The organism is Bacillus sp. JJ1122 (genome assembly GCF_036964885.1).
Classification (GTDB): domain Bacteria; phylum Bacillota; class Bacilli; order Bacillales; family Cytobacillaceae; genus Mesobacillus.
In genome coordinates this window covers 178,570-203,634 of sequence record NZ_JBALQL010000006.1, presented here as the reverse complement: position 1 = coordinate 203,634, position 25,065 = coordinate 178,570, and the positions used below count along the sequence as shown (strand labels likewise).

Here is a 25,065-nt window from a genome sequence, read left to right as displayed (position 1 = left end):
TGAACTCTAAGGATGGTGTTATTAATGGTTTCTATGTTAGTCGTGTCCACTATAGCAGCTTATTCTTTCATAATGAAGTATGTATTAAGCAACGTTCTTAAACCACAATAAAAAATAGATTCTCAATTAGAACAAGCCCGGGCCCTGGTCCGGGCTTTTATTTTTATGCATAATTTAATAGGAATCCTCACAGTAAAACAATTTAGGATGACATTCTTTCTTGTAGGGATTTTTCAAAATTAACACTCAAATACCAAAAAGAATCTGAATTAACAGTTCAATAGAAGTATTGTTTACGAAAAGAATCTAATTCGAAAATGTAATTATAGGAAAAGCGCGAAAAATCATATAAAATAAAGTCATTCACAAATTTGTCACAAGGGGTAAATAGAATGGTTCAGACAATAGCACAGCAAGATCGAAAACTTCTTGAAAAGATACTATCACTTTATAAACTAATACAATCCAACAAGGATAAGGATACTGCTGAAAAGGTTAGGGAGTTGGGCAGGAAATCACTTGAAGAAGAATTCTCGATTGCATTTTGCGGCCACTTTTCCGCAGGGAAATCGAGCATGATCAACAGGCTTATCGGCGAGAATATTTTGCCGTCCAGTCCCATTCCAACAAGCGCAAATTTAGTGCGGATAAAATCAGGAAGCGAATATGCTAAGGTTTTCTTTAGACAAGGAGGTTCACGGCTATACCCTGCGCCATATGATTATGAAACCGTTAAATCATATTGCAAAGACGGTGATCAAATAGAGGCGATTGAAATAAGCCATAACGGAGCTGAATTCCTCAAAGATGCCGTGATCATGGATACGCCAGGCATTGACTCAACTGATGATGCCCACCGAATAGCAACTGAATCAGCATTGCATCTGTCAGATATCGTTTTTTATGTGATGGATTACAATCATGTACAGTCGGAACTGAACTTCATGTTCACTAAGGAATTGACGGACGCAGGAAAAGAATTGTATCTGATCATTAACCAAATTGATAAACATCAGGATGCTGAGCTTTCGTTTGATCAATTTAAGGAAAGTGTTGAAATGTCCTTTGCAGGATGGGGTGTGAAGCACTCTGGCATTTTCTATACAAGCTTGAAGGATAAAGAGGGACCTAATAATCAATTTAGCGAGCTTCGCGATTTCATCAAAGAACGCAAGGACAAAAGAAAAGAAATCCTCCCAATCTCGATTTTCAAGTCATTGGAAAAGTTATCGGAAGACCATTTGACACATTTGCTTCAAACATTCGAAGAAAAGCTGAGGGAGTTTGAAGTGATTCTCGAAGAAATCTCTGAAAACGAAAGGAAGCAGCTGCCAGTAAAGCTTGAGAATTTAAGGGTTAAAAAGGATCAGCTGATCAATGAACGGAATGTTGAAAAAGAGTTTATTTCAGGAATCAATGATATCTTGAAAAATGCTTATTTGATGCCATTCGAAACGAGAACACTTGCTGAGGCTTTTCTTCAGGCAAATCAGCCTGATTTTAAGGTAGGGGTGTTTTTCTCTAAACAAAAAACAGAACAGGAAAGATTATCGAGGCTGGAAAACTTCTACAACGATCTCAATGAAAAAGTCCAGTCTCAGCTTGATTGGCATATAAAAGACTTTTTAACAAAACTGTTCAAAAAGCATGAAATTATCAAGCAGGATCTTTTGAAATCAGCACAGGGATTTAAGGTAGATTTTGATATTGAATTATTAAAAGACGCTATTAAACCAGGTGCGAGATTGTCAGGAGAGTATGTACTGAACTATACAAATGATGTCACGGAAAATCTAAAAAATCTCGTAAGAAAGAAACTTGAGCCTATTAAAGAACTTTTTATCGACAATGTAAAAGTTAATGACGATGAAGAAATGCATGCACTTTCCGATGAGGAAGTGGAACTTGAAGCTCAGCTTGCCGCATGGAATGGAATGCTGGCAATACAAGAGGAGCTAAATGGGCAAAGGCGGATGGTGTCTGAGATCCTGTATGGAGATGCTGTCCATGAGTACGTTCAGGAAGAATTCAGCATTTTCAAACCTTGTGATGATGATTCAGAGGTGATCGAAAAAACTGATCCAGCTGTTCCCGAGACGGTATTTGAGCAGATCGAAACGATCTCTGCAATAAATTCACAGAGTGAAAAACAAGTAAGTCCTATTGCTGAATATCATGATAAACAGCAGTCTTTAGTGGATAAATTGGCTTTTACATCTTCTGAAATTGAAAGAATTCCAGGCCTGAAAAAAATTGCCAGAGAGTTAAAAGAGAAAGCGGCAAGGCTTAAGGGAAGAGAATTCACAGTCGCGTTATTCGGAGCATTCAGCGCTGGTAAATCATCATTTGCAAACGCTCTGGTCGGAGAAAGGCTTCTCCCTGTTTCGCCAAACCCTACAACGGCCGCTATCAATAAAATAAAGCCAGTCACAGCAGAGCATCCACATGGAAGTGTGGTCGTGAAAATAAAGGAAGCGGCCGCATTGCTCAAAGAGGTTGAGCGTTCGCTCGGATTGTTTGGGCAGCAATCAACAGATTTAGAAAATGCAATCCAACAAATCAACAACCTTAAGTGGGAGAATAACGGATTTAGCGCCGTTGAAAAAACTCACTTCTCCTTCCTGCAGGCATTTGCAAAAGGATTCGCTCATTTTAATCATCAATTTGGTAAATTGCTGTTTGTGGATCTTGATTCCTTCAGCGGGTATGTGGCAGAAGAAGAAAAGTCTTGCTTTGTTGAATGGATAGAAGTTTATTATGACTGTGAGCTGACCAGGAAAGGAATTACTTTAGTAGATACACCTGGTGCAGACTCTATCAACGCACGCCATACAGGCGTGGCCTTTGATTATATTAAGAACTCAGATGCTATTTTATTTGTAACTTATTATAACCATGCTTTCTCGAAAGCGGATAGGGAGTTCCTAATCCAGCTTGGAAGGGTGAAAGATACTTTTGAGCTTGATAAAATGTTCTTTATTGTCAACGCGGTCGATTTAGCAAGCTCTGATGAAGAACAGAAGGCTGTACTGGAATATGTCGAGGGACAACTTGTCCAATACGGAATCAGGAAACCGCATCTTTTCCCAGTTTCAAGCCTGATGGGCTTAAAAGCCAAACTGGATCCCCAGATTAGGGAGAATCCGCTTTTCAATAGATTTGAGCAGGCCTTTTATTCATTTATCACAAATGATCTTATGAATATGGCTTCAGATGCTGCAGAGGCAAAATGGCAGCAGGCTGTCATGCTAATTGAAGAAATGATTGTTTCAGCGGAAGAAGACAAAGCGGGCAAAGCTGAAAAACGTGAAAAACTTCTGGCGGAACAGGAAAAAATGCTGTCCGTTTTAGCAAATAAAACAACAGAACTCCTTGGAAGCCGTCTGACACAGGAAGCCGAAGAATTAACTTATTATATCCGCCGAAGAGTATTTATACGTTTCGGAGAGTTCTTCAAGGAATCCTTTAATCCGGCGCTGCTGAAGGATGATGGCAGAAATCTAAGAAAAGCATTGGAAACGGCGCTGGAAGAATTGATTGAAAGCATCGGGTATGACTTTGCTCAGGAGATGAGGGCAACTTCGTTAAGAATTGAGGCATTTATTGATCGGCTTTTAAAAGAATTCCAGCAATCCATATTTGCTGAATTAAATAAAATCAATCATGCTTTGTCCTTGTCTTTGTCTGAAAATGCCACATTTACTGGTCTTGATTTTGAAACAGCATTCCTGAACCTTGAACGCAGCCAGTTCAAAAAGGCATTGAGTATGTTTAAAAATCCTAAAGCCTTCTTTGAGAAAAACGAAAAGAAACTAATGAGCGATGAAGTAGAAAGACAGCTTCAGTCTCCTGCTGGAGAGTATCTTGAAACAGAAAATACTAGGCTTAAAACACATTATATCCATGAAATGAATTTGGCTTTTGAAAGCATCCGGAATGATATTGCAGAGCAAATCAATGACTATTTTGAGGGAATAAGTTCAGCCCTTGAGGACAATTTTTCAATTGCTATAGTTAAAACTTCATTGGAAAAGATTAAAAACTATCAATAAAGGTGTATAAAGTATGAAGAATAGCCGATTTCATGCATGTGCTACCTGCATTCATTTCAGGCCGGAAAAATCCGGCGACAGTCTGAAGTATTATTGTGCAAGACTGGGCTTTGAAACGAAGACACATTATCAGTTTGACTGCTGGAATCCAAAAGAAAATATTAAAAAATTAATGGCCAGAGAAAGCCAGGTAAACAGGGAGTGATTTTCATGCAATATCAAGTCGACTCCAAATGGTTAAAGGACCATCTAGTTGACAGGAATGTCAGGATCATTGATTGCACCTACAAGCTTGGCGAACCGGAGGCAGGGCGAGCGCAATATGAACAGTGGCACATCCCAGGAGCGGTATATTTCGATTTGGAAAAAGATCTTTCGGGTGCAGTGGAAACACATGGCGGAAGGCACCCTCTCCCTAAGCAGGATCAATTGAAAAAAAAGCTTGAAGATTCGGGAATCTGTAATGATACGATATTAATTGCCTACGACTCGAAAGAAGGAGCATACGCTTCCAGGTTCTGGTGGCTGCTAAAGTATCTAGGGCATGAGAAGGTTTATATACTTAACGGAGGATTTCAAGCATGGAAGAATGCGGGATATCCAGTTGATCATGAAATTCCCAAATATGATAAAGCGGATTTTGTTATTTCTGTTAACAAGGATATATTGGCTTCCTATGAAGAAGTAAAGGACATTGTTCTTAATGGGGATCGGGATACCGTGCTTATTGATTCACGGGAACAAAAGCGCTATCTCGGTATCGAAGAACCAATCGACCGAATTGCTGGTCACATCCCCACGGCTATAAACAAGGCATGGATGGAAGGTCTTGAAAGTGGTTTTTTTAAATCAAAAACTGAACAGGAAAACAGGTTTGCAGATATCGCAAAAAATAAGCAGATTATTGTTTATTGCGGTTCTGGTGTAACTGCTACTCCAAACTACATTGCATTGAAGGAAGCGGGATACAGCAATGTCAGGCTATATGCAGGAAGCTACAGCGACTGGGTATCATATGAAGAAAATCCTGTGGAGAAGGAAAATGCAGGGAGCTGATAGATTGAGAAAAACAGCTCCAGTTTTATGGTATAATAGACAGGTTGAACCACATGCTGCGCTTGCTGAACAGGCAAGAGGCTTCTGAAATTTATGATTAATGGAGGTTTCAGCTTGGAAAATAATAATAAGACTTCACTAATGCTTATAGACGGGATGGCATTGTTGTTCAGGGCGTTTTATGCCACAGCCGTTTCCGGGCAATTCATGATAAATTCTAAGGGTGTGCCGACAAACGCAATTCACGGTTTTGTTAAACACTTTGCTACTGCAATTTCAACATTTAAACCTACCCACGCAGCAGTTTGCTGGGATATGGGAAGCAAGACCTTCCGCACAGAAATGTTTGATTTATATAAGGCAAACAGACCAGAGGCGCCAATTGAGCTTATTCCTCAATTCGACCTTGTGAAAGAAGTCGTTGAAGCTCTTGATGTACCTAACATTGGACTCCCTGGATATGAGGCGGATGACTGCATAGGTACGATCGCAAGGACGGCAAGCCAGGTTGATTCAGTTTCGATCCTGACTGGTGATAAGGATATACTCCAGCTGATTGATGACCGTGTTTCTGTCGTTTTACTGCAAAAGGGTTATGGAAACTATGTCGTCCACAATCGTGAAACACTTTATGCTGAAAAAGGAATTTGGCCTGAACAAATGATCGATTTGAAAGCTTTCATGGGGGACCCAAGTGATAATTATCCTGGAGTCCGCGGGATTGGTGAAAAAACAGCGCTGAAGCTGCTTCAGGATCATGGCAATGTGGATGGAGTCATTGCAAACCTGCATCAATTGACTAAATCCCAGCGCGCAAAGATTGAGGCAGACATGGAGATGCTGCATTTAAGCAGGCAGCTGGCAGAAATTAAATGCGATGTGCCGGTGGAATGTTGTATCGATGAGGCGGTCTTCAGAATCGACAGAGAAAAGGTGCTGGCCAAGTTCAGCGAAGTCGAGCTAAAAGGGCTGCACCGATTATTTGAGAACGACACGATGTATGCATAAAAAGAAAACGGCTGACAACAGCCGTTTTTTTATTGCTTTGTTCTAGCTGAACTAGGCAAAAATCTCAGTATCTTACTTAGTATTTTTCTTCTTAGCGGCATTTTCAAGCTTTGACTTTGGTTCTTCAGCAAACTCTGCATCCTGTCCAAAGCCTTGCGGATTGACACCAGGTGCCTTTGTTCCTCTGTTTCGTTTTTTGCTCATCATTCTTCCCTCCTGAATTTTTTTGTTTAAGATGGCCTGAAAAAGTGAATTAACCTTTATAGGTTGTCTACTAACTGCTTGATTCTTATTATGAACTGCCAAGAATAAAAGCACTCATTTTTCTTCAAAATAACATGGAGGTGACAGTTAATGAATAAAGGTGTAATCATTGCTTTATCAAGTATTGGCCTGGCTCAGGCCTTAAAAATACCGATTCATTATGCAAAGACGAAAGAATGGAAGCCTGATTTGTTTTTGGCTACGGGCGGGATGCCTAGTTCCCATTCGGCTGGTGTTTCTTCACTGACTACCTATATCGCTCTCAAAAAAGGGGTGCGAACAGTTGATTTCGCACTTTCCCTGGTATATGGAATGATCGTCATGTACGATGCCCAGGGCATCAGAAGACAGACAGGCGAGCTGACCCTTAAGGTGAATGACCTGGATGAATTGATCGATAAAATTCACGAAGATGATCCCGTCGAATTTGAAGAAAAATCTCCTGACCCTTTGAAGGAAATGCTCGGACACCAGCCAAAAGAAGTACTTGGAGGTGCGCTTTTTGGGGCGCTGATGGGATTTGCTGGATACCATCTTACAAAAAAACGGTAGAAAATCCTCGACTTATGCGGTAAGATTTTATTAGAAGATGGCTTGAAGAGAGGATTGATTAAGTCAGTGCGGACAGTTGAAGATTACTTGCTTCACTTAAAGAGCAAAGGGTTTCAGTTGCGTGAAGATGCGGTTGGATTTATTTATTTCGGCCAGCACTATACGGATTCTACAGATGAGATCACCAATGCAGCAATCGAAATCACCCTTAAAGCTCAAAAGAATTTTGACGGAAGCTTTTATATTTCATTGCTGGAAACGTTCGCTTCTAATAAAATACATTCTCGCAAAGCAGCTCTGCAGTTTGTAAAAGAGATTGAATTATTGGCTGTATAAAAAAAGCTGACTTCGAAGCAATCATGCTTCGAAGTCGGCTTCTTTTTTTGGATAAATTTTTCTTATCAGACTTTCGAATCGTTGTGGAGGTAATTCAGCAAAGACCATACCTGCAAAAATGAGGCCGCAGCCTATGAGTGCGATGAATGTAAGTCTTTCTCCAGCCCAGAAGAATGCTGTAATCGCAGCGAAGACCGGTTCCATTGCAAAAATAAGAGCTACACGGGTCGCTGTCGTATGCTTTTGAAAATTGGTTTGGATGAAGAATGCGAGTGCCGTAGCAAGAACAGAAGTAATCAATAAGGCAGTAATTACTTTTCCTGTGAAAATGATTTCTGGATTGAAAGCCTTACTCCAATCCTCGAAAAAAACGGCAGAAATCGCAGATAAAAAGGCTACGGTCGCAATTTGTACAGTTGTCAGGAGCAGTGTAGGATAGCTGCTGCTGAATTTTCCAGTGAACAATATATGGAGAGCGAAACCTGCTGCACATATAAGGACAAAACCATCACCGATATTAAGGCTTGTTACATCGGACATTGTCAAAAGATACAATCCTGCAGTGGCAGCAGCAACCCCAGCAATCGAATTTATCCCAGGCCTCTGCTTCAAGACCGCTATCAAGAGCAAGGGAACAAGGACAACGCTGAGACCAGTAATGAAGCCTGCTTTTGAAGAAGTGGTATATAGGAGTCCAAGCGTTTGAAACGCGTATCCAATGAATAGGAAAAAACCTAACATCATGCCAGACATCATCAATTTTTTATTAAGTTTTTTTAGCTGTTCACGTTCAAAAACAACAAGCCAGAAACCTAAAAGAATAGCAGCTGCTGTAAAGCGTACAGCGTTAAAAGAAAGTGGTTCAAGAAATGAAATGGCATTTTGGACAAGAACAAATGTTGCACCCCAAATCAGCGCAACAAATAAAAGGCTTAAATCTGCAAACGTGGATGCTTTCATTATTATTGAGTTCCTTTCATGTTGTTTTCCCTGATGGCTTTCCTGGCAAGCTCATCTGCTGTTTTATTCTCACTTGAAGGTATCCATTTCATGAAAAAAAGGTCAAATTGTCCAGCAAGCTGAAGTGCTTTTTCCAAAAGGGGAGCATATAGTTTATTCTTAACAAATTCCTTTTCCACGGCAGCATTAACCAGCTGTGAATCCGTCCTGAACGAAACTACGCTGAAACCTTTTTCGAGACAAATTTCCAAAGCTTTTATAAATGCATGATATTCAGCTTCGTGGTTAGACATGACGCCAAGAGGAATTGAATGCCTGTATACTTCCCCTTCTCCTTTTATGAAAATGCCTGCTCCGCTGGGACCCGGATTGCCCGCACTCGCACCGTCAATGTAAACTTCGATCAAAGAAGACCCCTCCTGGTTGTTTATACAGATAATAGATAGTGTATCATAATAGGACTGCCTGAATATAAAAAATTGCAATTTCGCAACCGAGGTAATATGCAACCTTTTCATTGTAACTCGCATACAAAATGGGTAAGATAAATAAAAATAATCCAAACGCCAGGGAGGACTCAGGACCCAAGGAGATGGTGAGGGTGAAATCATGAATTATAAATTAGAGTGGGAATTTAAAGCAAAAGGAATAGAAACCATTCTGTTCAGCTCTGACTTCCTTGATGGGGAGCATGCATTGCAAGCCGGGGAAGAGCTCGAAAGATCAGGCAGGGCAGGTGAGATTAACTTTATAGATGAAATCGGCACTTCATGGAGTATGAAAGAGATGCGGAAGCTGCTTGCTGAAGTAGAAGAGGAACCTCATGACCTAACTGTCTATTTTGACGGCGGTTTTGACAGGGAATCAAATAAGGCAGGGCTTGGGGCAATCATTTATTTTAAGCAGGGCAAAAAAAAATACCGGCTGCGAGCCAATGAATTATTTGAAGACCTTGAAACGAACAATGAAGCTGAGTATGCTGCTCTTTATTTTGCGCTTACAATACTGGATGAGATGGGCGTTCGCAATATGTCATGCGAATTTAAGGGAGACTCTCAGGTCGTACTTAAACAGCTCGAAGGAGAATGGCCTTGCTATGAAGAAACTCTTAACCGCTGGCTGGACCGAATAGAAAATAAAATAAAGAATCTCGGCCTGTATCCAAAATATAATCCCGTTGGCAGAAAAGAAAATAAAGAAGCGGACAAATTAGCTACACAGGCACTCCAAGGGAAGTTCATCAACAGTAAAATGCAAATATTATAAAGCCAATGGGAAAGGAAGGCGGGAAGAGTTTGACGCGGAAGGAAATCCTTGCTGAGGTAGAAACATTGCTCAGTACTTATTGTAACGGCTGTTTTTTGAAGAAGCACCACCAGGTAGAAAAGGGGAAAAGGTTTGCGCATAGGTTCTGTATTACTGAATGTACAGTCGGGAACCAAATCAAATCCTGCGGGAATAGACTTAAATAAAATTTTCGGATTATAAAAATATCAAAAAAGGCTGGCGTCGAGCGCCAGCCTTCAAAATTTTTAATTAAAGTTTCACTACGTTTGCAGCTTGTGGTCCACGGTTTCCTTCAACGATTTCGAAAGAAACTTCCTGGCCTTCTTCTAATGACTTATAGCCATCTCCCTGGATTGCTGAGAAGTGAACGAACACATCGTCTCCGCCTTCTACTTCGATGAAGCCAAAACCTTTTTCATTGTTGAACCATTTTACTTTACCATTTTGCATGCTAAACTTTCCTCCCATGTCTTTCGAGACACAAAGCTTGTGTCAAAGTTGTATATTACCATCTAAAGGATACACTTGCTTTTTATCCATTAGGCAAATATATACGTTAAATGATGTATTAAATATACAATAATGGGAACTAAACAGTCAAGAAATGAAAGCGCATTTAGTTATAATAATCTAAAAATTTAATAAATTATAAATAAATTGATTTTTATCTCATTCCCGTTCCTATACACTGAAAAATTTGTTATTATTTTCTTATTAAGGCTAGATTTCTTTTTTATGTTCCATTTGAAAGAGTATAATCTGGAGCCGAAATTATAGCGATTATAGGAGGGTACTAATGAAAAAAGCCGCTCCCTCAGCTTTAACTTCTTTATCAGATCAGGAGATAGACAGGTTATTAGATTCTATAAGAAATAGTGATGTCAATAAGAGCCAGCCAGTACTACGTCAGGTAAATAGCAATCTAGATGAAGTTGCCAAAAAAATTAATGCTGCTTCAAGACAAATGGAAGAAATATTTGATATCGTTGCCAAAACTGGTGTGGTGCCGATTAATGAAATCAAGAATGATATTATGCCGGCAATAAGACAAGCTGCTGAGATTCCACATATTTATCATTTATTCTATGAATTAAAGAGTAAAGACGAATATACTTACAGACATACTGTTTGTGTCGGAATCATTGCAACATTAATTGGAAAGTGGCTGAATTTGAGCCAAACAGAATTGTTTGACCTTTCACTTGGAGCTACCCTTCATGATATAGGGAAAGCAAGAGTGCCTTCAGTTATCCTTAATAAGCCTGGCAGGCTGACTCAGGAAGAATACAGAGAAATGAAACGCCATACAGTGTATGGTTATAAATTGCTGCAGGATATTCCAGAAATAAACGAGCGGGTGGCATTAATTGCCCTCCAGCATCATGAACGGGAGGACGGCGGAGGATATCCCTTCCATTTGCAGAGCGAAAAAATAGACAAGCTAGCTAAAGTCGTCGCAATAGCTGATGTTTACCATGCGATGTCATCATCCAGGGTTTATCATCAGGCTGAACCATTCCACATCGTCATTTCGCAAATGCAAAATGATGTCTTTGGTAAGTTTGACCCAAAAATAATGATGGTTTTCCTGTTTAAGATAATGGACAGCCTTGTTGGCCGCCGGGTGCTTTTAAGCAGCGGTGAAGAAGGTACGATTATTATGGTAGATCCATATGAGCCTTTAAGGGCCCTGATCAAGTCTGAAGATACGCTAATCGATTTAAGGCTGAACCGAGGGTTGAGGATTTCCAGGGTTTTAAATGATTCCATCGTAGGGGTATAATTCCCGGCTGCCATTCATATCTTTTAATAGTCTATTAAGATCTTTAAAAGGGTGAGGGCATGTACCGTTTTTCAATTGGCGATGAGAATTGGATCATAATTTTTTCTCCGCATCTTTCCCTTGAAGCAAAAGAAAAAGAGGACATCATCCGATCGATTGCCCTTATGGGGCAGCAGTGGGCAGGTTTTTCACATGGTGAGTCCTTTGTCATTTTCCATCAGCTGATTGGGGCTATAGTGATCAGGATAGAAAAAGTCCCTTCTTTAATCTTGACAGTCTCCGCTGTTGTTTCCAGGGATCGGTGGTACATCAATGACCAAAACACAATTGAACCTTTTGAGAAATAATTTTTAGAGGGCAGCTGAGGAATCAGCTGCCTGTTTAATTTTCCGAGAAATTCTTTACAGTCTGGTTCATCCTGAGATAAAAGTCCTTTACGCTATTGTCGACGAACATATAAAATAGAATTCTAGACTGAAATTCTAAGAGCTTATTAATGTAACACAGGAGGAGAATATGAAACTGATTGTTGCGGAAAAGCCTGACCAGGGCAGGACGCTGGCCTCCGTATTTAAAACGAAAAAAAGGGAAGGATTCATAGAAATCCTGCCTAACGACATATTTCCAAAAGGGGCATATGTTTCTTGGGCGATTGGACATCTAACTGAGCTGTCTTCCCCGGAAAAATACAACCCTTCGTGGAAAAAGTGGTCACTCGAAACTTTGCCGATCATTCCAGAGCAATTTAAATATGAAGTTGTTAAATCGAAAGCAAAACAATTCACTATTATAAAAAAGCTGGCCTTAGATCCCCAGGTTTCGGAGATTATTCATGCAGGAGATGCTGGGCGAGAAGGTGAGCTGATCATCCGGAACGTTCTCCGCCTTGCAGGATGCACGAAACCGATGAAAAGACTTTGGATCTCTTCGCTTACTCCAAAAGCAATAAAAGAGGGGTTTCAGAAATTACTAAACGAGTCAGATACTAAAAACTTATATTTTGAAGCCTATACAAGGGCATGTGCTGATTGGGTTGTAGGAATGAATGCTTCAAGGCTATACACCATTCTCCTTCAGAAGAAGGGATATTCGGACGTGTTTTCGGTAGGAAGGGTACAAACGCCAACTCTTGCCTTGATTGTCAAGAAAGAGCTGGAGATCGAAAATTTTGTCTCTGAGCCGTTTTGGGAAGTGTTTGGGAAGTTTAATATCAATAGCAAAAAATACAGCGGAAAATGGGAGAAAGATGGAGATTCAAGAATTTCCTCTAAGGAAATGGCTGAGAAGATTGCCGCTTTTTGTAATGGGAAAGAGGCAATTGCTGCTGAAGTGAATTCCGAGAAAAAGGAATTTCTGCCTCCGTTATTGTACAACCTTTCAGCGATACAGGCTGAGGCGAACCGCCGTTTTAAAATGTCACCGAAAAAAACACTGGATATCTTGCAGGGACTCTATCAAAGAGGTATCGTTTCCTATCCTCGTTCCGATTCCAGGTATGTTACACCAGGAGAAGCTGAAGGCTTTCCTGCAATTTTAAACAAATTGCAGACAATATCTGATTACGAAGCTTTTTTCCCTCTGCCGATATCGTCAATTAAAAATAATAAGCGGTATGTGAACGAAAAGAAGGTAACCGACCACTACGCCATTATCCCGACTGAACAGGTGCCTAATCTGAACAGGTTGTCAGGAGATGAGCAGAAGCTTTATGACTTACTTGCGAGAACTTTAATAGCGGCTCATTATGGACCTTATGCCGCGGAGTATACAACGATCAAAACCGTTGTCGATGGCAGGGCTGAATTTATTTCAAAAGGGAAGGTTCAGCTGGAAGAGGGTTGGAAGAAAGTGCTTCCGCAAAAAGAAGCAGATAAAGAGCCTGTGCTTCCGGCAGTTCAACAAGGAGAAACCGGCAATGTAGTGAAAGCTGAGGTAAAGGAAAGTAAAACACAACCGCCCAAAAGACTGACAGAAGGCCAGCTGATTACACTTATGAAAACAGCTGGAAAGCATATAGAAGATAAAGAACTCGAAAAGGTTTTGATGAAGGCGGAAGGTCTTGGAACTGAAGCAACCAGGGCAGGCATAATTACAATGCTTAAGGACCGCGCTTATATTGATGTTAAAAAGAATCTCGTCTATGCAACTGCCAAAGCGAAAATCCTCGTTGCTGCTATTGGCGGACAAGTCCTTGCCTCACCTGAAATGACTGCCAAATGGGAACAGCGGCTGCACCAAATCGGCGAGGGAGAAGCGTCACCTAAACAATTTATTGACCAAACCTCTAAAATGATAAAGCACCTTGTAACTGAAACATCTGAAGGGTCATCGGGCTGGACATTCTCTGAGGAATTGACCAGTGCCTTCGTACCTGGGAAGAAAAGCGGTGGCGCTCGCAGAAGCACGAGCCTCGGCAAATGCAAGAAGTGTGATGGGATGGTAGTCGATAAAGGGGCTTTCTATGGCTGTTCTAACTATCAGAAAACAAAATGTGATTTCACGCTGTCGAAACAGATCCTTGGTAAAACGGTTACACAAAAAAATATCAAAAAACTGTTAGCAGAAGGTAAAACGGAAGTCATTGAAGGTTTCCAGGGAAAAGATAAACAGTTTGCCGCCATGCTATATTGGGACGAGCAGGAAAAGAAATTAAAGTTTGATTTAGCACCTCAGCCAATCAAGCAAGAAGGATAGCGCCTTGTCACTCCTGTTCTTCTATAGTACACTTTAATATGGCTATTGTTTAAGCATTGGAGGTCAAGGGATGACAACACCCAGTATGGAAGATTACATTGAACAAATATATAATTTGATAGAAGAGAAGGGCTATGCCCGTGTATCGGATATCGCAGAAGCATTATCCGTCCATCCCTCCTCGGTAACCAAGATGGTCCAGAAGCTTGATAAGGATCAATTTTTAGTGTATGAAAAATATCGCGGCCTGATGCTGACACCAAAGGGAATTAAGACCGGCAAGCGATTGGTCTACCGCCATGAATTGCTGGAACAATTACTCAAGGTGATTGGCGTTAAGGATGAGAATATTTACAATGATGTTGAAGGAATTGAGCATCATTTAAGCTGGGACGCAATCGACAGAATTGGGGACCTCGTTCAATACTTTGAAGAAGATGAATCCCGAGTAGAAGAGTTAAGGGCAATCCAGAAACAGAATGAAGAAGATTGAAAAAACACCTGACATTAGTCAGGTGTTTTTTAGTATATATCTGGAAATTGATTTAACTCTAGTCCATCAGCAGAAACCAAAGATGCAGGACCCTCTTCAGTTTCATTGATATTAACTCCAGTAATGAAACCTGCTTCAGCTTCATTCAAAGCCTTTCGATAAGAAATAATCCGTCCGCTTGAGGTCTGGAAGCTGATGATCTCTCCGGCATGGTTTTTGTGAATCGCAACTAATTGCTCTGGATCCATAAAATCCTCTCCTTTCATCCTTCTAGTCTTGCACTTAATATTGAAAAATAAACTAAAAGGAAATTATGTTTTTATCGCGAAATAACTAAGGATGCAGTTAATAGAAACTAGGCAGGTGAACAAGAGGACATGTTCAATTGGGAATTGGAATCAGAGAAAAAATGGGACGAAATGGCATCGTCCTGGAACTCCCGAAGCAGGGGAATGTGGGAAACAGGAAGCAGGAAAGATATTGTCCCTTTCATTAAAAAATACGTTCCAGCTGGCGCCGCTGTGTGCGACTTAGGCTGCGGAGATGGAATTGGATCAGAGAAATTAGCAGAAGAAGGATATAAAGTAACAGGAATCGATGTTTCGGATGAAATGCTGGGAAAAGCCCGGGAGAATCCCCGAAATGAAAATATTGCATTTCATAAAGCGGAATTATCAAATTGCGGAATTCGGAGTGAAGCATTTGAAGCGGTTATGGCGATCAATTCCTTTGAATGGACAATAAGTCCATATAAATCATTAAACGAAGCTGCCAGGATATTGAAACCAGATGGCTTTGCCTGCATTGGCATTTTAGGGCCGACAGCGGGTCCAAGAATTAATAGCTACCGAAGACTATATGGCGATGATGTGATTTGCAATACAATCATGCCCTGGGAGCTTGAAAGGCTAGCGGTTGAAAATGGCTGGAAGAAGGTAGGCGAGTATGGTGTTTATAAAAAAGCTGCGGAACAGCTCGCTCTTGGATCACTGCCAAACGAACTTCAGCAAGCCCTTTCCTTTATGTGGGTCTTTATGTTTCAACTGAAATAAGTTAGGAGGAAAAGGGAATGAGCCGATATTCAATCAATGAATTTGTGAGTAATACGAAACAGCAGGATAAAGGCGAAGGGTTATTCGAAATTGAGACTCCTAGAATGCTGGAAATTAACTTGAATGGGCAGGTGTGGTCGAAAGCGGGGGCGATGGTGTCGTTCCGAGGAAATATCAAGTTTGAACGAGAAGGAATTCTCGAGCATGGTCTGGGAAAGATGTTCAAGAAGGCTTTGACAGGTGAGGGTACGTCACTCATGAAAGCAACCGGGAATGGGAAGCTTTATTTGGCAGACCAAGGGAAAAAAATATCGATTTTAAACCTTCAGAATGAATCTATATTTGTTAACGGAAATGATCTTCTTGCATTCGAACCTTCTATCAGCTGGGATATCAAACTGATGCGGCGAGTGGCTGGACTGCTGTCAGGAGGATTGTTCAATGTTCGGCTAGAGGGAACAGGAATGGTAGCAATTACGTCTCATTATGAACCATTGACACTTCTTGTCAGCCAGGATAATCCAGTGTATACAGATCCAAATGCGACAGTGGCATGGTCAGGGAATTTGCAGCCCGATTTCGTCACTGATATTTCGTTAAAAACCTTCCTTGGCCGGGGAAGCGGAGAATCGATACAAATGAAATTCAGCGGTGATGGATTTGTCGTTGTCCAGCCGTATGAGGAAGTATACTATTCTCCTCAAGCATAAACAAAACAGAGGCATCGACCACGATGCCTCTCTTTGCTGTTAATCCCAATCATAAGGTGTTTCCTGGTATACGTAATAATTGAGCCAATTGGAAAAGAATAAGTGTGCATGCGACCGCCAGCTGTTTAACGGCGTCTGAACCGGATTATCCTCGGGAAAATAATATTCAGGCATATGGATTGAAATCCCTTTTGCTTTATCACGGGCATATTCTTCGGCCAATGTAGAGCCTTCGTATTCCAAGTGGCCAGTAATCATGATTTTTTTGCCATCAGCTGATGAGATGATTAAGGGCCCTGCTTCTTCTGAAGAGGCGAGCAGCTTAAGATTCTTATTTTTCATCAATTCATCAATTGATACATCAGTATTTCTCGAATGTGGTGCTTTGAATACATCATCAAACCCTCTCAAGAGTTTCGCTTTCCTATCCAGCACATGATGTATGTAAACCCCAGAGCACTTTTTTGGAAGCTCGTATTTTCCGATTCCATAATGGTAGTACAATGCAGCCTGTGCACCCCAGCATATATGCAATGTGGAGGTAACATTCTGATCTGCCCAGCTAAAAATTTCCGTGAGTTCCTCCCAATACTCAACGCTCTCGAAATCGAGGAGCTCAATAGGTGCCCCAGTAATGATCATCCCGTCAAATTTTTTTTCCTTAACCTGTTCAAAGGTCTGGTAAAATTCAGCTAGATGATAACTTGATGTGTTTTTGGATTCATATGAAGCTGTTTTTAAGAAATTGATATTCACTTGGAGAGGAGTATTCCCAAGCAGTCGAAGCAACTGTCTTTCTGTCTTCTCTTTCTCTGGCATCAGGTTAAGGATTAAAATATTGAGAGGACGGATATCCTGTTGTGCTGCCCGGCCTTCATCCATGATGAAAATATTTTCCTTTTCCAGAATCTCTCTTGCGGGAAGATGATATGGGATTTTTATTGGCATGAGATAACCTCCTTTAAAAAGCAGCTCGAATTGTAATAAAGTTTATTATAATCTGAATTCTTTGACGGAGCAATTGACTAAAGGGGTATTTTTGTGTCATATGAATATTTTTATCCTGATTGCTTTGCTGTGATGGTAGAATATAAATTGGTAAGCATATATAGAATATCTGGGGGTATTGAGGATGGAAACGAATATTCAAGTTAAGTCAGATATTGAAATTGCTCGTGAAAGTAAAATGAAACCAATTACGGAAATTGCAGCTAAGCTCGGCCTCGATGCCGATGAAATTGAGCTGTTTGGAAAATACAAGGCTAAGCTCTCAGCAGAAGCTCTTGCAAAACTTAAAACGAAAGAAAGCGGTAAGGTCATTCTTGTTACTGCAACTAACCCAACTCCGGCAGGAGAAGGAAAGTCCACAGTGACTGTCGGCCTTGCAGATGCTTTGAACAGACTCGGCCAAAAAACAATGATCGCGATGCGTGAGCCCTCTTTAGGACCGACAATGGGGATCAAGGGAGGAGCAACGGGTGGAGGGTTTGCACAAGTTCTTCCAATGGAAGACATCAACCTGCACTTTACTGGTGACCTTCACGCGATAACAACTGCCAATAATGCTCTGGCAGCATTGATTGATAATCATCTGCAGCAGGGCAATCAGCTTAATATTGATCAGCGGAGGATCGTTTGGAAGAGAGCGCTTGATCTTAATGACCGCGCTTTAAGAAAAGTTGTCATTGGTCTTGGAGGACCTATCCAGGGAGTTCCTCGTGAAGACGGCTTTGATATTACAGTTGCTTCTGAAATTATGGCGGTTCTTTGCCTTGCCAGCGATTTGAAAGATTTAAAGCGCAGGCTGGCGAAAATGGTCGTAGCTTATGATTATAACAGGCAGCCTGTCACTGTTGGAGACCTTGGAGTTGAAGGTGCGTTAACACTTCTGCTCAAGGAGGCAGTAAAGCCGAATCTCGTTCAGACAATTGAGCATACTCCTGCATTGATCCACGGCGGACCTTTTGCGAACATTGCCCATGGGTGTAATAGTGTAATAGCGACGGATGCGGCTTCGAAGCTTGCAGACTTTGTCGTAACCGAAGCAGGATTCGGTGCAGATCTGGGTGCGGAAAAGTTTCTTAATATCAAGGCAAGGACTGCTGGAATCCAACCTGCTGCTGTTGTGATTGTCGCTACAATAAGGGCCCTCAAAATGCATGGCGGGCTGAAAAAAACTGAGCTTGTAAAAGAAGATGTGCAGGCATTAAGAGATGGCTTTAAGAACTTGAAGAAGCATGTCGAAACAATTGCCGGTTTCGGTCTTCCGTATATTGTGGCGATTAATAAATTTATAACTGATACCGAGCTTGAAACAAATACATTACTGGAATTATGCGGAGATGCAGGAATTCCGGCTGCGCTGACTGAAGTGTGGGAAAAGGGAGGAGCTGGAGGTCTGGCACTGGCAGAAACATTGCTTGATGTAATCAGCAGCAAAGAAAATACCTTTGCCCATTTATATGACTTGTCAGACCCTCTGGAAGTGAAAATCCAGACAATCGCCCGCCAGGTTTATGGGGCAGATGGAGTAGAATTTTCACCAAAAGCTAAGAAACAGCTTAGTGAGTTTGAAGCCTATGGTTGGGGAGTTCTTCCGGTATGTATGGCTAAAACGCAATATTCTCTTTCGGATGATCCGCAAAAGCTTGGAAGGCCTTCAGGATTCAAGATTACAGTGCGAGAATTAAAGCCATCTGTGGGTGCAGGGTTCATCGTGGCCCTGACAGGTGAAGTGATGACAATGCCTGGACTCCCAAAACTTCCGGCTGCACTCAATATGGATGTTGATGAGGATGGGAACGCAGTAGGACTTTTCTAGGCAAAAAAGGAGTGGGAATTCATGTTTGACCCGACAGCATTTGAAAATATCAAAGTCGTGATCGAAGGCGCAATTTATGACAGAGATTTAAGTGGCGAAATATTGGTCATAGACCGAAATGACTGGATTAACACTGCAAAGCTGTCGCGAAAATATGAAATAACATGCTGTTTGCCTGGAGATGAACATTCAGGTGTGAATGCGACCATGACACTCGAGGCGGGACTTGAAAATCTTTCTGCCGAGCTGATGGACATGAAACATGCTGCGCACCTTGCAGGATGTAAAGTCGTTATTCACTTTTCACTGATCCATCGTAATGAATCAAGTCTTTACAAAAGGATTCATACTGTTTTAGAAGAGATTTGGGGATCTGGCCGGGTAATTGAACAAATCGTCCAGATTCACGCTTTAGAGGACTCATCCCTTGTAAAGAATAAAGCATCAATTTCATTTAACAGACTCATTTACGAGAATCAGATTGACGATCTCACAGAAATGATTGGTTATATGATTCAATCCTTGGTAAAGCTCAAGGCTTCATTGTCCTAAAATTTCAATAGATTCAATGTTTCCTGCCGTGATAGGCAGGAATTCGTCTGCAGTTTTCAGAATAATCTAGTAATACTACGGAGAAATACATTTATTTTATAGACTGTGTTAAAGTACAATGATGATTTTTTAGCACCTGTTGATTGGAGCGGAAGGCGCGAAGACTCCTGGGGGCTCACCTGACGCCCCCCGGAAAGCGAAGCGCCTGGAGCGGAAATCAACAGACAAGATTAACACAGCCATTTTATAAAAGGAGGAAAGCGTTTGAAAAAAATCGCATGGGTAACCGATAGTACAGCTTATTTAGATGAAGAACTAAGAAATCACCCTGATGTATATCAAGTGCCAATGACCATAGTCTTAGACAATGTAGAATATTTAGATGGCAAAGATTTAACTGCTGAAGAATTATACGAAAGATTAAAAAGCTTAAAAACACCACCCAAGACATCACAGCCACCAGTAGGGGTTTTCATGGAATTATACGAGCAGCTGGCAAAAGATTATGATGCGGTTTTTTCTATTCTTGTCTCAGCCAAGCTAAGCGGAACAGTTGCTTCGAGCGTACAGGCTTCTCAATCAGTCGAAATCCCTGTACTAACATTCGACTCGAAAATATTAACATTCCCGCTGACATCCCAATTAAAAAAGGGCATTGCATTGGCAGAACAAGGTGCAAGTATTGAAGAGATTATGGAAAAGCTCGAGATATTGCGCAATTCAAATGAAACGTATGTAATGGTTGGCAGCCTGCAGCAGCTCCATAGAAGCGGACGTATGTCAGGATTACAGTTTTACCTTGGCAGCATGCTGAGCATTAAACCAATCATCAGTATCGAGGACGGCGGCTTAAATACAAAGGATAAGGTGCGAAGCGACAAAAAAGCACGGGAAAAAATGTTTGATTATTTAAGGTCATCCCATGAAGTGTATAAGGTTAAAGAAGTTTATATCCTTTACGGTCTGCATAAAGAGGTAGCGGATGACTGGCAATCCCAGCTGGAAAACGAATTTCCTGATATTAAATTCAAAAGCTGCCCAATAGGAGCAGTCATCGGCGTTCATGCTGGCGAACATACCATAGGTATCAGCTGGAATAACGCAAACGTTTAAGTGCCAATTGGCACTTTTTCTTTTTGGAAATATTAAAAATCTGCATTAGAATATGAGTGGCATGAAAATCGGGCGGTTCAAGATTCAAAAAGGTCCTCTGGAACAAGACATAACAGGAAAACAGATAACAGTAAAACAGGGCAATGAATGATACAACAATGTCCATTGGAATAATGTATGGCAAGAAAACAGGGGAATGAATGTTTCAATAGGTTATTCTCCTATGCAAATCCGTTCTTCCATGGTAAAAATACATATCTACAGTCGATTGCATTCTATATGGTAAAATAGTTTCCGAAGGAAAGTAGGTGCAGTAAATGAGAGAGAAGATTGAAGCCGCAGAGGCATTTGTAAAAAAAGAATTAGGCAAGGATTCATCCGGGCATGACTGGCACCATATTGACAGAGTCAGGAAGAATGCCCGTTTAATATGGAGCAAAGAACAAAAAGGAGATTGGTTCATTATAGAAATGGCAGCCTTGCTTCATGACATACCTGATGAAAAGTTGAACGAGTCAGAAGAAGCCGGATGGTCTAAGCTGGATTCATTTTTGTCAGAACTTGAGCTTGAGAGCAATATTGCCGATTTAATAAAGGATTGTATCGAAACGGTTTCCTTTAAAGGGGGCCGAGAGATCGAACTTAGCAGCCTTGAAGCTGAAATAGTCCAGGATGCAGACCGCCTGGATGCACTTGGGGCGATTGGGATTGCCCGGACATTTGCATATGGGGGCAAGAAAGGCCACCCTATTTTCGATCCTGGCATTTCTGTCAGGGAAGATATGACCCTGGAAGAATATCGTACTGGCGATAGTTCTTCTATCAATCATTTTTATGAAAAATTATTGAAGCTGAAAGATAAAATGAATACTGAACAGGCAAAGAAGCTTGCTAAGGAAAGGCATGCATTCATGGAAAGCTTCCTTGCACAATTTTACAGTGAATGGAATGGTAAGGCATGAAGATGATCACGATTGAGAACGTGACGAAAACATACGGGGAAAAAGAATTATTCAAAGGGATTTCCTTTACGGTTGGTGAGCGTGAAAGAGTTGGTCTTATTGGAGTGAACGGTACAGGTAAATCCTCATTACTTAAAATTGTCGCTGGCATCGACCAGCCTGATTCAGGAGAAATAATATTTGCTAAAGACTATAAAATTTCCTATCTTTCACAGCAGCCAGAAATGGAACCAGGGCGGACGGTCCTTGATCAAGTATTCAGCGGGGATGCGCCAATCCTCAAATTGATGAGGGATTATGAGTTGGTTCTATCTGATTTGGGCAGCAAGCCTGAAGACAATGTACTGCAGGAAAAACTTTTTGAATTGCAGAGGCAGATGGACAGCTCAGATGGATGGGATGCAAATACAGCAGCAAAGTCTATTTTAATGCAACTGGGTATCACTGATTTCTCGAAGAAAATGCATGAGCTATCAGGTGGACAGAAGAAGCGTGTTGCACTGGCGCAAGTTTTAATAGAATCACCAGACTTGTTAATACTCGATGAACCTACGAACCATCTTGATTATGAAACAGTAAAATGGCTTGAAGACTATTTGTCGAGATATTCAGGATCTCTTTTACTCGTGACGCATGATCGTTATTTCCTGGACAGGGTTACGAACAGGATTTTTGAATTGGATGGAGGATCTTTATATAGCTATAAAGGGAACTATGCGAGTTTCCTTGAAGCCAAAGCAATCCGGGAAGAAAATGAAGCTGCATCTTTTGAAAAAAAGAAGAACTTATTCAGGCAGGAGCTTGAATGGATCAGAAGGGGAGCCAAAGCCAGAACGACCAAACAAAAAGCAAGGATCCAGCGTTTTGATCAGCTTGACGACGAGGTTTCAAATGTGAAGTCATCTGAAAAACTGGAAATCTCACTTAGTGGAAGCAGACTGGGAAAACAGGTGCTTGAATTAAAAGATGCTACCAAGAATTATGATGGAAAGGTCATTCTAGATCAGTTCAATTTGCTGGTAAAGCGTGGCGACAGATTGGGAATCATCGGCCGAAATGGCACCGGCAAATCGACTTTGCTGAATATCCTTTCTGGCAGGATACAATTGGATTCAGGAGAAATCATTACAGGACAAACCGTAAAGATAGCTTATTATACACAGGAAAACGAAGATATGGATGAAAATCAACGGGTGATCGAATACCTGAAAGAAACGGCGGAGATTGTCCATACGACTGATGGAAAGACCATTTCAGCCGCGCAAATGCTTGAAAGATTCCTGTTCCCTCCCTATGCTCATGGTACTCCTATCCGGAAACTTTCAGGAGGAGAAAAGCGTCGGCTGTATCTGTTAAAACTATTAATGGAAGAACCAAACGTCCTGCTCCTGGATGAACCGACGAATGATCTTGACACCCAGACTTTGACTGTATTGGAAGACTATCTTGAAGACTTCCCCGGCGTTGTCATAAGCGTATCCCATGACCGCTATTTCCTTGATAAGGTTGTTGATCAGGTATTGGTGCTTGAAGGCGAAGGCAGAACAGCACTTTATTTTGGCAATTATTCAGATTATCTCGAAAAGCGTCCAAAGCCAGCAGCTGATCTTGCTGTTTCAAAGAAAGAAAAAGCAGAACCAGCCGAAAAGCCGAAGAAAAAGAGAATGAGCTACAAGGATAAAAAAGAGTTCGAAGAAATTGATGATAAAATAGCCGAAACTGAAAATCGTCTTGAAGCAATCCAGGGTGAGATGGCGAATATCGGCAGTGATTTTGAAAGAGGACAGGCTTTGGTAAATGAAGAGACTGAGCTGAATGAAAAGCTTGAGTATTTGATTGAAAGATGGAGTTATTTAAGTGAACTTGCAGAAGATGAGTAAAAAGACTGACTCAAAAGGTCGTGAATGTGACCTTCTGAGTCAGTTTTTCTGTTACAAGGGTGAAATCCACGACATGTAACTAAGTATAATACATCAACATAGGTATTGTTGAATTTAGCTGGAAGGTGTATTTGGAATTGCTTACCCATGATAAGTGACTCTCGATGCTATCCGCATAATGTTATGTTAAAATGGCTTCATTCCTAATAATTACAAAGGGGTGGGAATGTGAAAATTTTATCGATTGAACCAACACCGAGTCCGAATACAATGAAAATAAATCTGGATGAAGAGCTTCCTATGGGCAAAAGCAATAATTACAAGAAGGATGCTGCAGCCGGAGCACCTGATGTTATTGTTAAAATACTCGACATCAAAGGTGTGAAAGGTGTTTACCATGTTGCAGATTTCCTTGCAGTAGAGAGGAATGCAAAATTTGACTGGCAGGCTATTTTACCCGAGGTGAGAAAAGCCTTTGGTCAGGAAACTGAGGAATCAAGCGATGGCACACCAAAAATAAATGAGCATTTTGGAGAAATTAAAGTTCAAGTTCAGGTGTACAAAGGTATTCCAATGCAAGTTAAATTAACAGATGGAACTGAAGAGAAGCGCTTCGGCCTTCCGGATCTTTTTATAAAGAGCGTTGGCGAAGTCCAGTCTCCGGAAGATAATATCGTTATGGTCCGCAGGTGGAAGGAGCTTGGAGCCAGATACGGCGAATTTGAACAGGTAGGAAATGAAGTGGTCGAAGAACTTCTCGCGGCCTATCCACCTGATAGGCTGAAGGAGCTTGTAACAGTTACACAAAATCCTGCGCAGGAAGCACAAATAAAATCTGCGAAGAAAAAAATAAGAATTAAAGCAGACGATTTGGATGATCCAGATTGGCGTATAAGGTACCAGCTGCTAGAGCAAATGGAGGCTCCAACTGTTGAGGATTTGCCAATGCTTGAAAAAGCGTTGCATGATGAGAAGCCATCCATTCGCAGGCTGGCAACAGTTTATCTCGGTATGATCGAGGAAAAAGAAGCACTGCCGCTGCTATATAAAGCATTAAAGGATAAAACTGTCACAGTGAGAAGGACCGCTGGGGATTGCTTGTCAGATCTTGGCCATCCTGAAGCGATGGATGAAATGATGGTGGCCTTGAAAGATCCGAGCAAGCTTGTGCGTTGGCGTGCTGCGATGTTCCTCTATGAGGTTGGAGACGAAAGAGCACTACCTGCTCTAAAAGAAGCCGAAAATGATCCGGAATTTGAAGTTAGCATGCAGGTGAAATTGGCAATCGTCCGAATTGAACAGGGTGAGGAAGCCAAAGGATCAGTATGGAAGCAGATGACTGAAGCGAGAAAGCAATAATATTATTATGTAAACAGAGCGGCCAGGGTGCAATTTGCAACCTGGCTATTTTTCGTAAGCCACTAAAAACTCAAAAATTGTGATCTGCTTTATGATCTAATAGGTAATTTTTCTCATTGTAAAAATGAATT

Annotated in this window: 26 protein-coding genes; 20 read left to right on the top strand and 6 right to left on the bottom strand. The window is 41.2% G+C overall.

Features of this window, described 5'->3' with window-relative positions:
- Positions 1-392: 392 nt before the first annotated feature.
- The 4 genes from V7201_RS04705 (at position 393) to V7201_RS04690 (ending at position 6,116) form a co-directional block, all read left to right on the top strand.
- A complete protein-coding gene (locus V7201_RS04705; protein ID WP_335375628.1) occupies positions 393-4,052 on the top strand; it encodes a dynamin family protein in 3,660 nt (1,219 codons plus the stop codon).
- A gap of 13 nt (positions 4,053-4,065) precedes the next feature.
- Positions 4,066-4,257 (top strand): hypothetical protein, encoded by a 192-nt coding sequence (locus V7201_RS04700; RefSeq protein WP_335375627.1) that lies wholly within the window; start codon positions 4,066-4,068, stop codon positions 4,255-4,257.
- 5 nt (positions 4,258-4,262) lie between these two features.
- Positions 4,263-5,108, top strand: a complete 846-nt coding sequence (locus V7201_RS04695) for a sulfurtransferase (RefSeq protein WP_335375626.1) — start codon at positions 4,263-4,265, stop codon at positions 5,106-5,108.
- A 141-nt stretch (positions 5,109-5,249) separates the two neighbouring features.
- Positions 5,250-6,116: a 5'-3' exonuclease gene (locus V7201_RS04690; protein ID WP_335375871.1), complete on the top strand. Its 867-nt coding sequence runs from the start codon at positions 5,250-5,252 to the stop codon at positions 6,114-6,116.
- A 72-nt stretch (positions 6,117-6,188) separates the two neighbouring features.
- On the opposite strand, the gene sspL is transcribed toward V7201_RS04690, so the two are convergent.
- Entirely contained in the window at positions 6,189-6,320 is a 132-nt protein-coding gene (gene sspL, locus V7201_RS04685) for a small, acid-soluble spore protein L (RefSeq protein WP_335375870.1), read from the bottom strand.
- Between the two features lie 150 nt (positions 6,321-6,470).
- Between sspL and V7201_RS04680 the strand changes: the two genes are divergently transcribed.
- Together V7201_RS04680 and V7201_RS04675 are read left to right on the top strand one after the other, a co-directional pair.
- Entirely contained in the window at positions 6,471-6,932 is a 462-nt protein-coding gene (locus V7201_RS04680) for a divergent PAP2 family protein (RefSeq protein ID WP_335375625.1), read from the top strand.
- 54 nt (positions 6,933-6,986) lie between these two features.
- Positions 6,987-7,268 carry a DUF6123 family protein gene (locus V7201_RS04675; protein ID WP_335375624.1) on the top strand — a complete coding sequence of 94 codons (282 nt, stop codon included), beginning with the start codon at positions 6,987-6,989 and terminating at the stop codon, positions 7,266-7,268.
- 21 nt (positions 7,269-7,289) lie between these two features.
- Here V7201_RS04675 and V7201_RS04670 read toward each other — a convergent pair whose 3' ends face one another.
- The gene (locus tag V7201_RS04670) at positions 7,290-8,228 is read right to left on the bottom strand and encodes a DMT family transporter (RefSeq protein WP_335375623.1); all 939 of its coding nucleotides are present in this window, start codon (positions 8,226-8,228) and stop codon (positions 7,290-7,292) included.
- A gap of 2 nt (positions 8,229-8,230) precedes the next feature.
- Positions 8,231-8,635: a reverse transcriptase-like protein gene (locus tag V7201_RS04665; RefSeq protein WP_335375622.1), complete on the bottom strand. Its 405-nt coding sequence runs from the start codon at positions 8,633-8,635 to the stop codon at positions 8,231-8,233.
- A 202-nt stretch (positions 8,636-8,837) separates the two neighbouring features.
- Between V7201_RS04665 and V7201_RS04660 the strand changes: the two genes are divergently transcribed.
- Together V7201_RS04660 and V7201_RS04655 are read left to right on the top strand one after the other, a co-directional pair.
- Positions 8,838-9,494 carry a reverse transcriptase-like protein gene (locus tag V7201_RS04660; RefSeq protein WP_335375621.1) on the top strand — a complete coding sequence of 219 codons (657 nt, stop codon included), beginning with the start codon at positions 8,838-8,840 and terminating at the stop codon, positions 9,492-9,494.
- Between the two features lie 5 nt (positions 9,495-9,499).
- Entirely contained in the window at positions 9,500-9,700 is a 201-nt protein-coding gene (locus V7201_RS04655) for a zinc-finger domain-containing protein (RefSeq protein ID WP_335375620.1), read from the top strand.
- Positions 9,701-9,764: 64 nt separating this feature from the next.
- Here V7201_RS04655 and cspD read toward each other — a convergent pair whose 3' ends face one another.
- On the bottom strand, positions 9,765-9,965 hold the full coding sequence (cspD, locus tag V7201_RS04650; protein ID WP_023627628.1) for a cold-shock protein CspD: 201 nt from the start codon (positions 9,963-9,965) through the stop codon (positions 9,765-9,767).
- Positions 9,966-10,311: 346 nt separating this feature from the next.
- Here cspD and V7201_RS04645 point away from each other — a divergent pair, with 346 nt between their 5' ends.
- The 4 genes from V7201_RS04645 to mntR all read left to right on the top strand — a co-directional run bounded on the left by V7201_RS04645 (position 10,312) and on the right by mntR (position 14,485).
- Positions 10,312-11,298: an HD-GYP domain-containing protein gene (locus V7201_RS04645; protein ID WP_335375619.1), complete on the top strand. Its 987-nt coding sequence runs from the start codon at positions 10,312-10,314 to the stop codon at positions 11,296-11,298.
- A gap of 59 nt (positions 11,299-11,357) precedes the next feature.
- A complete protein-coding gene (locus tag V7201_RS04640) occupies positions 11,358-11,645 on the top strand; it encodes a hypothetical protein (RefSeq protein ID WP_335375618.1) in 288 nt (95 codons plus the stop codon).
- A gap of 169 nt (positions 11,646-11,814) precedes the next feature.
- Positions 11,815-13,992: a DNA topoisomerase III gene (locus V7201_RS04635; protein WP_335375617.1), complete on the top strand. Its 2,178-nt coding sequence runs from the start codon at positions 11,815-11,817 to the stop codon at positions 13,990-13,992.
- Between the two features lie 70 nt (positions 13,993-14,062).
- Positions 14,063-14,485, top strand: a complete 423-nt coding sequence (mntR, locus tag V7201_RS04630; protein ID WP_335375616.1) for a transcriptional regulator MntR — start codon at positions 14,063-14,065, stop codon at positions 14,483-14,485.
- A gap of 29 nt (positions 14,486-14,514) precedes the next feature.
- On the opposite strand, the gene V7201_RS04625 is transcribed toward mntR, so the two are convergent.
- Complete coding sequence (locus V7201_RS04625; RefSeq protein WP_335375615.1) at positions 14,515-14,733, bottom strand: DUF3892 domain-containing protein; 219 nt, start codon at positions 14,731-14,733, stop codon at positions 14,515-14,517.
- Positions 14,734-14,862: 129 nt separating this feature from the next.
- Between V7201_RS04625 and V7201_RS04620 the strand changes: the two genes are divergently transcribed.
- Both V7201_RS04620 and V7201_RS04615 read left to right on the top strand, forming a co-directional pair.
- A complete protein-coding gene (locus tag V7201_RS04620; RefSeq protein WP_335375614.1) occupies positions 14,863-15,537 on the top strand; it encodes a class I SAM-dependent methyltransferase in 675 nt (224 codons plus the stop codon).
- A gap of 17 nt (positions 15,538-15,554) precedes the next feature.
- A complete protein-coding gene (locus V7201_RS04615) occupies positions 15,555-16,247 on the top strand; it encodes an AIM24 family protein (RefSeq protein WP_335375613.1) in 693 nt (230 codons plus the stop codon).
- Between the two features lie 39 nt (positions 16,248-16,286).
- Here the strand turns inward: V7201_RS04615 and metA are convergent, their stop codons facing one another.
- Positions 16,287-17,195, bottom strand: coding sequence for a homoserine O-acetyltransferase MetA (metA, locus tag V7201_RS04610; RefSeq protein ID WP_335375612.1), 909 nt, complete (start codon positions 17,193-17,195; stop codon positions 16,287-16,289).
- 184 nt (positions 17,196-17,379) lie between these two features.
- Here metA and V7201_RS04605 point away from each other — a divergent pair, with 184 nt between their 5' ends.
- From V7201_RS04605 to V7201_RS04580, 6 genes are all read left to right on the top strand, one after another.
- A complete protein-coding gene (locus V7201_RS04605; RefSeq protein ID WP_335375611.1) occupies positions 17,380-19,068 on the top strand; it encodes a formate--tetrahydrofolate ligase in 1,689 nt (562 codons plus the stop codon).
- A gap of 21 nt (positions 19,069-19,089) precedes the next feature.
- A complete protein-coding gene (locus tag V7201_RS04600) occupies positions 19,090-19,620 on the top strand; it encodes a hypothetical protein (RefSeq protein ID WP_335375610.1) in 531 nt (176 codons plus the stop codon).
- Positions 19,621-19,884: 264 nt separating this feature from the next.
- Positions 19,885-20,733: a DegV family protein gene (locus V7201_RS04595; RefSeq protein ID WP_335375609.1), complete on the top strand. Its 849-nt coding sequence runs from the start codon at positions 19,885-19,887 to the stop codon at positions 20,731-20,733.
- Between the two features lie 317 nt (positions 20,734-21,050).
- Entirely contained in the window at positions 21,051-21,695 is a 645-nt protein-coding gene (locus V7201_RS04590; RefSeq protein WP_335375608.1) for an HD domain-containing protein, read from the top strand.
- Positions 21,692-23,575: an ABC-F family ATP-binding cassette domain-containing protein gene (locus tag V7201_RS04585; protein ID WP_335375607.1), complete on the top strand. Its 1,884-nt coding sequence runs from the start codon at positions 21,692-21,694 to the stop codon at positions 23,573-23,575. Before V7201_RS04590 ends, V7201_RS04585 begins: the two co-directional genes overlap by 4 nt.
- A 228-nt stretch (positions 23,576-23,803) precedes the next feature.
- Positions 23,804-24,934, top strand: coding sequence for a conserved virulence factor C family protein (locus V7201_RS04580; protein ID WP_335375606.1), 1,131 nt, complete (start codon positions 23,804-23,806; stop codon positions 24,932-24,934).
- Positions 24,935-25,065 lie beyond the last annotated feature (131 nt).